This window comes from Candidatus Glomeribacter gigasporarum BEG34, from assembly GCF_000227585.1.
Taxonomy (GTDB): domain Bacteria; phylum Pseudomonadota; class Gammaproteobacteria; order Burkholderiales; family Burkholderiaceae; genus Glomeribacter; species Glomeribacter gigasporarum_B.
Window position 1 is genome coordinate 139055 of sequence record NZ_CAFB01000034.1, and the last position, 11363, is coordinate 150417.

The 11363-nt window shown below is 50.8% G+C and carries 17 protein-coding genes and 1 pseudogene; 10 read left to right on the forward strand and 8 right to left on the reverse strand.

The features are described 5' to 3' along the window. Positions 1-59: 59 nt before the first annotated feature. The 4 genes from CAGGBEG34_RS01255 to CAGGBEG34_RS01265 are packed head-to-tail and all read right to left on the reverse strand — an operon-like array spanning position 60 to position 2847. Positions 60-1007, reverse strand: a complete 948-nt coding sequence (locus CAGGBEG34_RS01255) for an SAM-dependent methyltransferase (protein WP_006682092.1) — start codon at positions 1005-1007, stop codon at positions 60-62. A gap of 12 nt (positions 1008-1019) precedes the next feature. Beyond that, positions 1020-2006 (reverse strand): diiron oxygenase, encoded by a 987-nt coding sequence (locus CAGGBEG34_RS01260; protein ID WP_102033241.1) that lies wholly within the window; start codon positions 2004-2006, stop codon positions 1020-1022. Between the two features lie 41 nt (positions 2007-2047). Next, positions 2048-2374, reverse strand: coding sequence for a hypothetical protein (locus CAGGBEG34_RS10915; RefSeq protein WP_158641760.1), 327 nt, complete (start codon positions 2372-2374; stop codon positions 2048-2050). Further along, the gene (locus CAGGBEG34_RS01265; RefSeq protein WP_158641761.1) at positions 2371-2847 is read right to left on the reverse strand and encodes an MATE family efflux transporter; all 477 of its coding nucleotides are present in this window, start codon (positions 2845-2847) and stop codon (positions 2371-2373) included. The genes CAGGBEG34_RS10915 and CAGGBEG34_RS01265 overlap by 4 nt, the downstream gene beginning before the upstream one ends. A 132-nt stretch (positions 2848-2979) precedes the next feature. Here CAGGBEG34_RS01265 and CAGGBEG34_RS10920 point away from each other — a divergent pair, with 132 nt between their 5' ends. The 3 genes and pseudogenes from CAGGBEG34_RS10920 to CAGGBEG34_RS11530 all read left to right on the forward strand — a co-directional run. Continuing rightward, a complete protein-coding gene (locus CAGGBEG34_RS10920) occupies positions 2980-3135 on the forward strand; it encodes a hypothetical protein (protein WP_158641762.1) in 156 nt (51 codons plus the stop codon). An 861-nt stretch (positions 3136-3996) separates the two neighbouring features. After that, on the forward strand, positions 3997-4914 hold the full coding sequence (locus CAGGBEG34_RS01275) for a site-specific integrase (protein ID WP_203224815.1): 918 nt from the start codon (positions 3997-3999) through the stop codon (positions 4912-4914). Between the two features lie 105 nt (positions 4915-5019). Next, positions 5020-5244 (forward strand): annotated as a pseudogene (locus tag CAGGBEG34_RS11530) (nucleotidyltransferase family protein); the annotation flags it as partial. 158 nt (positions 5245-5402) lie between these two features. Here the strand turns inward: CAGGBEG34_RS11530 and CAGGBEG34_RS01280 are convergent. After that, on the reverse strand, positions 5403-6668 hold the full coding sequence (locus CAGGBEG34_RS01280; RefSeq protein ID WP_006682098.1) for a type II toxin-antitoxin system HipA family toxin: 1266 nt from the start codon (positions 6666-6668) through the stop codon (positions 5403-5405). Continuing rightward, positions 6665-6949, reverse strand: a complete 285-nt coding sequence (locus CAGGBEG34_RS01285; protein ID WP_238984924.1) for a helix-turn-helix domain-containing protein — start codon at positions 6947-6949, stop codon at positions 6665-6667. Before CAGGBEG34_RS01285 ends, CAGGBEG34_RS01280 begins: the two co-directional genes overlap by 4 nt. A gap of 294 nt (positions 6950-7243) precedes the next feature. Between CAGGBEG34_RS01285 and CAGGBEG34_RS10925 the strand changes: the two genes are divergently transcribed. Genes CAGGBEG34_RS10925 through CAGGBEG34_RS11535 form a run of 4 tightly spaced genes read left to right on the forward strand, consistent with a single transcriptional unit; the run spans position 7244 to position 8442 of the window. Then, on the forward strand, positions 7244-7408 hold the full coding sequence (locus tag CAGGBEG34_RS10925; RefSeq protein WP_158641763.1) for a hypothetical protein: 165 nt from the start codon (positions 7244-7246) through the stop codon (positions 7406-7408). Between the two features lie 43 nt (positions 7409-7451). Further along, the gene (locus CAGGBEG34_RS01290) at positions 7452-7742 is read left to right on the forward strand and encodes a nucleotidyltransferase family protein (protein WP_006682100.1); all 291 of its coding nucleotides are present in this window, start codon (positions 7452-7454) and stop codon (positions 7740-7742) included. An 18-nt stretch (positions 7743-7760) separates the two neighbouring features. Next, positions 7761-8219, forward strand: coding sequence for a hypothetical protein (locus CAGGBEG34_RS01295; RefSeq protein ID WP_006682101.1), 459 nt, complete (start codon positions 7761-7763; stop codon positions 8217-8219). Further along, positions 8209-8442: a hypothetical protein gene (locus CAGGBEG34_RS11535; protein WP_006682102.1), complete on the forward strand. Its 234-nt coding sequence runs from the start codon at positions 8209-8211 to the stop codon at positions 8440-8442. Before CAGGBEG34_RS01295 ends, CAGGBEG34_RS11535 begins: the two co-directional genes overlap by 11 nt. A gap of 80 nt (positions 8443-8522) precedes the next feature. Here CAGGBEG34_RS11535 and CAGGBEG34_RS01305 read toward each other — a convergent pair whose 3' ends face one another. Together CAGGBEG34_RS01305 and CAGGBEG34_RS01310 are read right to left on the reverse strand one after the other, a co-directional pair. Continuing rightward, entirely contained in the window at positions 8523-8921 is a 399-nt protein-coding gene (locus tag CAGGBEG34_RS01305) for a HepT-like ribonuclease domain-containing protein (RefSeq protein WP_006682103.1), read from the reverse strand. Continuing rightward, on the reverse strand, positions 8918-9208 hold the full coding sequence (locus CAGGBEG34_RS01310; RefSeq protein ID WP_042687399.1) for a nucleotidyltransferase family protein: 291 nt from the start codon (positions 9206-9208) through the stop codon (positions 8918-8920). Before CAGGBEG34_RS01310 ends, CAGGBEG34_RS01305 begins: the two co-directional genes overlap by 4 nt. Positions 9209-9322: 114 nt before the next feature. On the opposite strand from CAGGBEG34_RS01310, the gene CAGGBEG34_RS01315 reads away from it, so the two are divergent. The 3 genes from CAGGBEG34_RS01315 to CAGGBEG34_RS01325 are packed head-to-tail and all read left to right on the forward strand — an operon-like array spanning position 9323 to position 11174. Beyond that, positions 9323-9667 carry a nucleotidyltransferase domain-containing protein gene (locus CAGGBEG34_RS01315; RefSeq protein WP_006682105.1) on the forward strand — a complete coding sequence of 115 codons (345 nt, stop codon included), beginning with the start codon at positions 9323-9325 and terminating at the stop codon, positions 9665-9667. Between the two features lie 52 nt (positions 9668-9719). Next, positions 9720-10946, forward strand: a complete 1227-nt coding sequence (locus CAGGBEG34_RS01320; RefSeq protein ID WP_006682106.1) for an XRE family transcriptional regulator — start codon at positions 9720-9722, stop codon at positions 10944-10946. Then, the gene (locus CAGGBEG34_RS01325; protein ID WP_006682107.1) at positions 10947-11174 is read left to right on the forward strand and encodes a hypothetical protein; all 228 of its coding nucleotides are present in this window, start codon (positions 10947-10949) and stop codon (positions 11172-11174) included. The last annotated feature ends 189 nt before the right edge of the window (positions 11175-11363 follow it).

The following is an 11363-nucleotide window of genomic DNA, read 5'->3' on the forward strand; positions in this document are numbered from 1 at the left end:
AGGGGGTAGAGGCGTATTGCCAACATTTTCATTGACTAACTGTTTGACAAGTTTCTTCATCATAACCTCCGGTTTTTAAAGTAAAGATAAGGATGTCGCCATGACTTAACTGCAATAACGAGTGGCGCCAAGCCATGACGCAGGTAGAGGATGTCCCGCACCTCAAATCCCGCGCCTTTCAGATGCTGTCGCATCGTCTCTTCTGTGCAAAAATTAAGATACTTCACCTGTATGATGTCGCTGAAAATAGCGCGCTCTTTTCGCCAATCCTCCAAGGGCATGTTAAAAGTGGCAACAGGGTCCAAATCTTTTGGCGGCGGAGGCACAAAACTGATCATTAATACGCCTCCTGGAGCCAAGGCTTTATAAAAGTTGTGATACAGCTGCAATAGCCTTTCCTCCTTGGATTCATACATGTTAAGGCCGTTGCTGGCAATCAGATCGTAGGCTTCATCCGCGTCCAGCTGCCAGGCATCCTGCTTTAGAAACTGCACATCCGCCTGCACACCCATCCGATGGGCGTTTTCCCTTGCCAAATTGAGGGATTCTGCGTCGATGTCAATCCCAGTCAGTTGAATATCCTTCAGATCTGAATAATCCAGAAGCAGCAAATCATCCATCAGCCCGCAGGGGATGGAGGCCAGACACGCATGGGGCTTTATAAAGCTACAAAGCTGCTTTTGAAGTTTCGAAAATCGTTCCCGGATCAGCACGAACAGAGATCGGTTGAGCAACCAGGCTTCCAGGGAGTGCGTGAGCGTCTTTTGCGTTATATGCCGGATAATGACGGAAGTCCAATAGCCATTGAGTCCTTGGTTATGAAGCAGAAAACGGCCCAGCTCGAATTGAGTAAGCGCCTCCAGCAAGTCCAAAGTCTCCTGCAAAGGCAACCACAGATGTTCGCACTTTTCCAAACGGGCCTTTATCTCTGAAACCCGCTGTCTTGTGGCTTCCGTATAGGGGATTTTACTGGGGGTATGATGTGTGAGAGAGGAGGAAGACGTCATGGGGTATCTACTTCACAATGTCCAGCCCATTGCCTGGAAGCCTGCTTTTACGTGGCGATTGTCCAAAACACCAGCTTTTTTCAGTACACTCAAGACATTCTTGACCATGGGTATGTCCGGGCTAATCTCAAATCCTTTGTACAAGTCTTCAACGATGGCTGAGGATTGCTTAGCATCCTGCAACAGGCGGTTTAGGAGATCTGCATAAAAGCGTTTGTCGGATTGAACATTCAGGTACTGCTTTATAAAATCGGCCAGATGGCTGCCGATGGCTTCCTGATAATCGTCCGGTAACCTTTTCCAGGTATCTGTTAATATCTCGTAGAAAAAGCCGTAGTGTCTGGCTTCATCGTTCATATGATCATTGACATAGTACTTGATGGAGGGATGTACGTTTGCGCTGTTGAAAAACTCGATCAGTTCCCGAACCAGCGTAGTTTCAAAGATACAGACCGCCAAAACCTCAAACGCATCGTGGTACTTTGCCTCCATACGTTGCCTGATGAGAGCAACCGCATAGTGGGCATCTGAAACGGGATAGTCGAACCTTCCGAGCTCTGGAAACTGACTTAAGAGTTGCAAGCTCATATCTTGTGCTACATAAACATGATAATGCTCATCGATAAGAACCGTATAAGCGCCCAATTTGATATCATCGTTATAGTGAAGGCCGGAATGTCCATCAATCAGCTTATAACAGGCTGAATTGATCAGCCGGGTTTCCAGGCTCACAATATCGTTCAGATATTTCAAAAATGACTGCAATAAAATCTTTTCTTTAGCCCGTTGACCCAAACCCATTATCTCCTGCCGAAGGAGCAAGGGCTGCTTTTCTTCCGGAAAGAAATAGCCCTCTTGGCTAAAATCAATCCATTTTCGGGGACGTGTACGCACAGAACTCCGAGATTCCCACTTTTCCTGATAGGCATTGCCAAGCTGCCTGTCTATGGGAATTGCTTCCATAGCAGCAGGTTTCTCCTGTAAATTTCTAGATGCCATAGCTTAAGCCTTCTCGTCTAAACAGCTATCGGAAAATGTGTTTAACGGGAGCCTGAATTAGACGGCGTGTTGATAGAAGGAGAAGGGTTGGCCAACAAGTTTTGATTCTCTTCCCTGTTTCTTCTAAAGAGGCGACTGCTAAAGAAGCTACCATATGAAGTTCTCAACCCTCCCCTGATAAGCGACCTTTCTTCTTCAGGCTGCGCTTCAGGCCAAGCATCTTCAGAAACAGGATAATGGCGGCCACAGAAAAACTGGCTCTTTGCCCACGTGTAGAGACTATCCCCCAAGGATTTATTCTGCTCCGCCTCCAATTTCGCTTCATTGGTAATGACATGACTTTTGCGATACCAGTAGCTTGTCATCATACAGGACCCACCGTAAATGCAACAGTCCTGCCCAGCAACACGCCTAACGCATCCAGAGAAGAGCCAAATCCCAGCGAGACAGAAGTCAGCATGCCCTCCCCAATGACACTGAACAGTGCGGATAGACTCGCAAAGGCGGTGTCGTTATAGCCGCGCAATGTGCCTGAAAAGATATTCCGGATGGCATCTGGAATCAGGCCCAAGGTTGAGATAAACAAGAAAAGTTTGGCCCGCTCAATAATTCTGTCATCGCCGACCGTATCTGGATTAATGAAGAGTGAGATGAACTGCTCGGGTGCAGCGGCAAACAGCAGCAACACGGCGCTTGGAATCATGCCGCCCACCATTAAACCCGCATAGCCGTAGCGTTTGGCGTCCTGAAACCGCTTTTCTCCGACCGCGTGCCGCGTCAGCATGCCTGCCACATGCGCAAGACAGAAGATAACGGGTTCAATGATATGGCGACATGCCAAGTTGGCGCGCTGGCTGACAAGTCTTCCTGGCTAATCAGACCGATCAATGCGGTTAATGTCACAAGATAAAAGGTCTCCACGCCTGCCTGCAGACCAATATTTACTCAATCTAAGGGACATTTGAACGGTCTAATGAGGAAGGCAATCAACCGAGCACATTTCGTCACGCATGCGTTCAATAGCGAACTGCTCCAGGAGGCGCAATGCTCCTTTGGAGGCGGTGCTGCGATTGCACTCTCGTTGGACGAATACCGTGAATCGGCAGACGTCGATTTTTTATGCGCTTGATGCATTCTATAACTTTTCTTATATAAATAGCTCTTTAGTGTTGAAGTCGAGATATTTAATCCTTCCCTGCAAAGTATTTCTGAAATCTGATCGAATGTATAGCCGCGCTTTTTCAAGAAATGGATTTCTTTGCTCAATACCCTGATCGACACTTTTTTATTGTATTCCGTCTTCGGCATCTTTTTGAGCTTCTTCGAGATCGTTTCCAAATGCGGATGTTCAAGTTCGGATATGTATTTCATACGCTCATCCGCTTTTCAAAAAGCGTGTGACAGAAGCGCTGCCCTTTCTTTATGAGTTCTTATTATAGTATTCAAATAATATGCATAATAAAACATAAGGCCCCCTTTTCTTTAATGCAGCCCAGTCATATGTATGTTTTCCGCCACAAGGTGCCGGTTACTTAACAACTGGTATCGTGTTTATTTTCCGCCACCCTATGGCCGTTACTGATCATGGAACATGATCATGTAACGCGGCTATATGGCATATAGCCGCGCGCCGATACCTAAAAAGTAACAGTCACCGATGTGTGCCGAAAACAATGTTGTTGCATCCACCCTGTAACGCGAACACGCTTTAGACGAAATCCGGCAAAATGGCCTCCTGCCTGAACCCAAACGGGCGCGCAATCCAATCCATGTCTACCACGTTGGGAGATTGCAATCGATCAGAGAAGCAGAACATTGGGAGAAAACAAACCTATCAGGCATCTAAAAAACCGAATCCAATGTTTGGGAAAACAAGCGACACGAATTTAAATCGTTCTGGTCTTCAAACCCGAAATAAGAAACCACTGGGAGAAAACAAACGGATGGGGATACATCAAAACCGAATCCACTGATCAGAAAAACAATGACGATGAATTTGAATCGCGCCGGTGTTCAAACCCGAACACAAAGCACCGTCGAACACTATTTAAAGCGGGCGCACCAATTGCTCGCGCGAATTGCCGATGAAATGCAGTTGCCTGAAGATGCGTATCCGCCGCCCGATGAGGTGGTGCGCTATATGGAACAGCGCGCACATCAATGGAAGTGGGCGACGTTTCGTCAGTACCAAGCAAGTCTGGTCTATCGGTATGCGCGCGAATACGAAAAAAACGGTGATCCGCTGTTCGCGAAAACCGCTCAAGCGCTTCGCGTGCTGTCTCATAAAACATGCCAGCCCGCACATGTCATCGGACATACGTCTTCACGCAAGCGTAAGGGCATCCCGCAACGCGATTTCGAGGCGCTGGTTGCGCGCTTGTCGAATCCCAAACAGAACAGTGACTATGCAAAGCGCACCGCGCTCTGGCTGGCAGCAGCGGCGGTGACAGGCTTACGTCCGTGCGAATGGCGCACAGCACAACTCAATGAAGACGCAACGCAACTGATCGTTCAAAATGCCAAAGCCACAAACGGGCGTGCCAATGGCGCCAGTCGCACGATTGCGATACGACCGGAGGATGCTGCGAGCATACAGGCGCATCTGGCATCGATTCATGAACTGCTGGCCAGAGGATATCCGTTCGCGCACATTCACCAGTGTTGCAGCATTGCGCTCAACCGCGCCTGCAAGGCGCTCTGGGGAACGGATCCGGCCAAACGCTATGCCCTCTATTCAGCGCGCCATCAGTTTGCGGCGAACGCAAAAGCGACGACTTCACAGCAGGAAGTCGCCCGATTGCTCGGTCACCATTCGATCCGCACCGCGCGCCGTCACTACGCGCCACGCCGATCCGCCTGGCTGAAATTCAGGCAGGCCGATGATATGGCACCGAAGCATGAGCGATAAACTGGCCGTCGAAATTCAAAAGCCGGTACACTGATCCGCTGCTGGATTGTGGCGTGAAACGTATCAACCTATGATGCAGACCCATTTTGTTGCGAGAGGACGATCATGAAACCTTCTCTGGCGCTTGAAGCAAACCGGCATGCTATCCGTCAAGCGGTGCAGCGATTCAATACCGCAAACCCACGTGTTTTCGGTTCCGTCTTATAGGGGGAAGACCGCGACGGGAGTGATCTGGATGTGCTGGTGGATCCCTTGCCAGGCGTAACGCTATTCGGCCTGGGAGGAATGCATGTTGAATGAGAAGACATGCTGGGCGTACCCGTTGATTTGTGAACGCCCGGGGATTTGCCGCTGAGGTTTCGTGAACGAGTGGTATTGGCCGCACAATTCATATGAATGAGAAAGGCGTCATTGATGATTCCAGAGACTTCTCCGTCCCGCTACCTCAGTGGAATAGCCCTTCATATTCCATCTGTCAGCGATTCAATTCACATGCGGGCGCAGAGCGATTTTCGCTGATTGCTCATTGGGTGTTCTGCCGGTTCGGCGGTCAGTAAGTGTATGGCTTGCGCATCGGCGCGAACGTATTGGCGGCACAGCGCGATATCGGCCTCTGATACGCCCGCCGCTGTAAAGCACTCCGGCCAACGTGCAAGCACTGCCATCACCCGGTTTATCTCGATGCATGCCTCATTTTTCGTCAACATGAAACGTCCGCAATCTGAAAGAATATTTTTAATCGAGGGTTCGTGTGCCCATTTGCCGACACGCAGCTGCTGGTAATCGATCCCTTGCAGCTGCGGCTGTAAATCGTAAGCAGGCGTCAGCTTCCAGCCCTTCCCATCAAGAAGGAACGCATGGTTTTTCTCGTGATCGTCGGTATTTTCCATCAGTACATTGAATGTCATGCGCCAGAAGATCTGGCGGCAATCGTCTTTTGGCGTGCCCGAAAACTTTCGAGCCGTATCTGCAAGGTCTGAGTAAGCCATGTCGTTCATATCAACGCCTTGCGCGATCAAAAGCGTGCGGGCGCTTGCAAAGTGATGGCGCGCGCCATTTGGAGTGCGATCGAAGCGTTCGACAAGAAGAACGTTTTTTCCTCGTACCGGCACTAAGCGCGATTCGGGAACCGAGATGCCGCAGGCCTGCGCTAATCGAAGCGAAGCATGCTCGATGGCGCACATATCCGCGATATCGCCTTCTGCGGGAAACTTGGCTATCCAGTGCCGCTGCCGATCTTGAATGATGGCTTTCAGTCGTGCGCCGCCAGCGGAAGCGCCCGGCCGTAAAAGCCGTCGCATCTCGTCATTGATCGGCATATGATGTTCAAGCGCCTGTGCCGCGCGCAACAAGTCTGCAAGATCTGCCGCCTGAAAAGCCTGTTCTTTTGCCACCACGTAGTCATCGGGCGATGAAGAAAAACCCAGCGCTCCAATCCGGTCTTCGCCGGCTGTTGCCAAGTAATCGATCGGCGACCGGCGTGGCAATTGGAAAACTTTATCAATGATCTGGCGGCCCCACCGATCAGGTCCCGCATCTTCAAAGACCGGGTGCAAATCAAGCCCGGCGGGCGGCTCGAATTGTCCCGCTTTAAGCGGCAGATCCGGCGACAGAGCAAATGCGTTTTTGCTCGCTCGCCATTTGCCCGCGTAGGAAAACAAGCACCGCCGACCACCGATCAAATCGAGTGTGCCGCATAGCACAGGCTTGAGCGCACTTTGTGGATAAATCCAGACGTACAGCGCATTGTTCACCGTGAAGTTCCTTTTTGTTGGGTGGAAAGATTGCGCAGTTCAAGCAGTAAGGCCATTTCATCACTGACCGGATTGGCGATTTCAGCGAGAAACTGTACTCGCCCAATCAGCCACAAGGCCATCGCATAGACCGAAATGGAGACAGTTGGATCACCTCGTTCCATTTTACGTAAGGTAGGAACGGAGACTTGCATGCGATCGGCAAAGGATGACAGGGTTTGTTTGCGGCGCTTGCGGGCAATGTAGAGGTGTTCTCCCAGTGTAATGAGCGCGCGTTCCACCGGGGGAGGCAGCATATCAGCGGCATTGGATCTTCTAGGCATAAAAATAATACTGTGCTTTTCCTAACAAAAAAGCAACTATTATTTCTTTTTTTACAATGGAGCGTGAGACCGCCCTTCTGTTCAGATCAAGTGACGAAAAGGGATCAGGCATCATAAGTAAAGTATTTCACGGCTTATCCAGTCCACCGTCTTTCGCAATACCACATTCCAAATGAAGCGCCATACGTTGTATTCGGCACGCCACTGGTTGGCCGATACGAAAGCAGCGGATACGCAGCAGGAAGCCGCCCGATGACTCGGACATCATTCGATCTGCACCGCGCGCCGTCACTAAGCGCCCCGCCGATCCGCCTGGCTGAGTCAGGCAGGCCAACGATAGGGCGCCGAAAACGCGCAATGACCGGATATCGAAATTCAAAAGCGTGTCCACTGATGGGCTATCGCATTGCGGTGTAAAGCATATAAACTGAATGCCGCTGAATGTTATGAGGTCAGGATCATGAAACCCTCTGTGGCGCTGAACGCAAACCGGAACGCCATCCGCCAGGCGGTGCAGCGATTTAATACCGCGAACCCGCGTGTGTTCGGTTCCGTCTTATATGGTGAAGACCGCGATGGGAGTGATCTGGATGTGCTGGTGGATCCCTTGCCGGGTGTAACGCTGTTTGACCTAGGAGGACTGCACGCTGAATTGGAAGAAATGTTAGGTGTACCCGTCGATGTGTTAACACCGGGGGATTTGCCGCCGAGGTTTCGTGAACGAGTGGTATTGGCCGCAAAATCCATATGAATGAGAAAGGCGTCATTGATGATTCCAGAGACTTCTCCGTCCCGCTACCTCAGTGGAATCGCTGCGCTCAATATTCCATCCACCAGGGGAACGGGCGATTGGCATTTGATTGAGACATTTTTCCGGCCTCGCCAGCAACACTCACGATTGTTCGTGTCTGGGATAGGGTGTGAAACCGATACAACCCCTCTGCTTTCCAATAGAGGGATATTTGAATGTTCTGCGCGCTTGAGTGAATGGCAGATTCCTCACCCGCCGGGTGCAGTCTATGCAGCCGATCATGCGCGTGCAATTGCTGACATGGTGCTCGTCTGCGTATTAGATGGGAGTGAGCCCGATCACGTTGAACTAGACGATTGGATGCCCATGAGTGAGGATAAGCAGGCCGTTTTTGATCTGCTCGAGATCGCCATGCCGCACCTGACGTTAGAGCAGAAAAGCAAAGTCGCCGCATGGAAACAAAAGAATGCAATTTAACGGAAGAGGTAGCGATGCGGATCTCGCTGTGCTGCTCTCTGAACCGCGCGGAGAACGGGTAGATGCGGCGATCGATATGGCAGGCATTGCGTTCGATGTCCTATTGGATACTGGCGTTCTCGTTCAAGCGCTCCCGCTATGGGAAGAAGAGCTAAAGCGTCCTGAGCTATTCAGCAATCCCTGCTTGATCGAAAACATTCGTCTTGAAGGGGCGCGCTTATAAGTGCGACCATGATGCCAGATCGCTATTTGCGTAAAGCGGAGCGCGCGTGAGCAGTTGCTCGGCTTCTGCTATTGAATGGATTAAAACGTCGGCTTTGGTACGCTGCGTTCTTGATGTTCTAAAGTCAAAGCTTGTGCGATTTCTTGTACTTGCTGCTGTAGCTTCGGCAAATCATTGTGAACAGTATCCCAGACCGTCTGTAAGTCCACCTCAAAATAGCCGTGCATTAAGGCATTACGCATACCATAAGCAAAAATGATCGGCAAGTCCGGGTGTGCAGCGACAAATTCGGGATAGGTTTGTTGAATGTTCCGGCTTGCCTCACCAATGATTTCAAAGTTGCGTATCACGGCATCCTGCACCATTTCACTTTCTAGAAACACAGATTCGGTTATGTTCTCCGTGTACTTTTGAATGCGATGGATTGCTTGAAGGATATGTCTCAAGTAGTCAGGTAGACGTTGCGTTTCTTTGCTCATATCGGTATCGCTTCTGTCAGTACAGTCGCGCGAAACTTTTCGGGTAATGCCATAGGCGTCAATACGTCCACCGGGACATTGAGCAACTGTTTCAGTTCGTAGTAAATGGCGCCGAGGTCAAATAACGTCATGCCTGGCTGCCGATCAACCAGAATATCCAAATCACTCTTGTGGGTATCCTGACCGTGCAAGACGGATCCAAATACGCGCGCATTGCGGGCGCAATGTGATTCGACAATGCGTCGGATAGCTGCCCGGTGCATATTTAAGGCTTCAGAGGGCCTCATCGTTTTTTTACTTCAGAGTGCTCAATTGAGATAAAGCAAGTCAGATGACCCGTTGATTATACAGATGCATCTACCAGTCATGATATTTTAAGCGTGTTCTGCATGAAGTATGCCATGAGTACTGCTCAGCTTGACCCGGAGACCGAACGCGCAGCGCGCGTCTTCCTGGAACGGATCAAAAGCCGGTTCAATGTGGCGGGCGCGATTCTGTTCGGAAGCCGTGCGCGCCGCACGCACCGCTTGGATAGCGATGCGGATATCGCTGTGATTATCCGAGAACCGCATGGCAAGCGTTCAGCGGCAGCCATTGATATGGCGGGCGTTGCTTTTGATGTTCTCCTTGAAACGGATGTATTGGTTGAAGCACTTCCGCTATGGGAAGAAGAATTGATTCATCCAGAATATTTTAGTCATCCAGATTTAATTGAAAATATCCGTCGCGAGGGCATAAGGCTGTGAGTATGGCTGCCAAAGAATATACTCAAGCAGAGTAACGAGAGCGTATAAGGTCATGAGTCGCAGCAGCGTCCAATGTTTCGAGCGTGAACGTCTGAGTCAGGTTCTGGCGGTTCGGCGGCTGAGTCAAATGCAGCTCGCGTCGATGGTTGGGGTATCGCCGTCCACAGTGAGCAAATGGCGTTCAGGCCGTCAAGCGCCAGAAGGGAACGCTTTGGAACGCCTGGCCCATGTTGTCAACGTTGCGCCGGAGTGGTTCACGAGAGCGCCTTCCGCAAAGCTCTCTACTCCCCTGTTCCGCAGCAACCTCTCGGCTCATGCGGCTGCGCGCGCGATGCTGAACGCCCGGCTGGAGTGGGCCCAAGAGATCGCTCTGATGTTTTCGGAGTTTGTGGACTATCCGGCTCTGCATTTGCCGGTGAGGTCATACACAGAACCGGAAGAGATTGCGCCCGATGAGATCGAGTCGGCGGCTTGTGAGTGCCGCGATCTTTGGCGTATTGGACAGGCGGCCATCCCCGATCTCGCACTCGCCATTGAAGGGGCGGGCGTCATCCTGATTCGTGAAATCACTGGCGTTGCGCAAATTGAAGGTTTATCTGCCTGGAGCGAGGCGCTTGGCCAACCGTTCATTTTCTTGTCCGCTGACAAAGACAATGGATATCGAAGCCGGTTCGATCTCGCACATGAACTGGGCCATTTGATTCTGCATCGATCAATGACTCGGTCGGCAGAGCGTGACCGCCACAAGCAACTGGAAAAACAGGCGCATTATTTTGCGGGCGCATTTTTATTGCCTGCACAGACATTGGCCAACGAAGTTCGGATTCCCGTCACACTGGATGATTTACTGCTGTTGAAGCGACGATGGGGTGTCCCTGTTGGTGCCCTTATCAAGCGTTTGCGTGCGCTGGAGATACTGGATGAAGCGGCTGAGCAGACGCTCTTTAAGCGGCGCTCCGTGCGATGGGGTGCCAAGTCCGAACCAGGCGATGGCGATCGGTTACCGGAACAGCCACGTCTGTTACGCCGTACTCTTGATCTGCTGGTCGAAGAGAACATCCTGCCGCTCAATTCAATTCCGCGTCAGATCGGATTGTCTGTGCGCGACATTGAAATGCTAGCCGGACTGCCGGAAGGGTATTTCCAGGGTGCGCCTGAAGTGGTGTCACTCGCGCGCTTACGGTCTGCACGGGGTGCTTCAAATACACAAGTAGCTGCAAAAAGTACCGGCGTTTTGATGCCGTTCAGATTCAGGCAGGGCACACCATCCAAGATTTGAATGATGCACAGTGGGAAACTGCGCCGCTTAGTCGCCAGCTTGTCCTGCATGTGCTGCGGCATGGGCATCAAAGCCAGCGATGCGGCGCTGATGGCCCTGTGTGTGCGCTGCCATGCGGAGTTAGATCAAGGCCAGACGATGACGAAGGAAGAGCGGCGCGCGGCGCAATACGAATGGATGGCGAAGACGTGGGTGATGCTCGCGGAGCAGGGGAAGATTGCGGTGTGAAGGAAAAATGTTATTAACAGGTCATCCTTCAGAAAAAGCCGTTTGAGTCGGTCAATTATTAAATTTATAATTTAATAGGATTTTCAGTGTAATAAATCAGAGCAAAAAAGCGATAATGCATATTCTCTTTGTGGATGAATCCGGAACACCGCCTCCTCACAATAAAGCGTCAGAAACGCACTTTTTTAT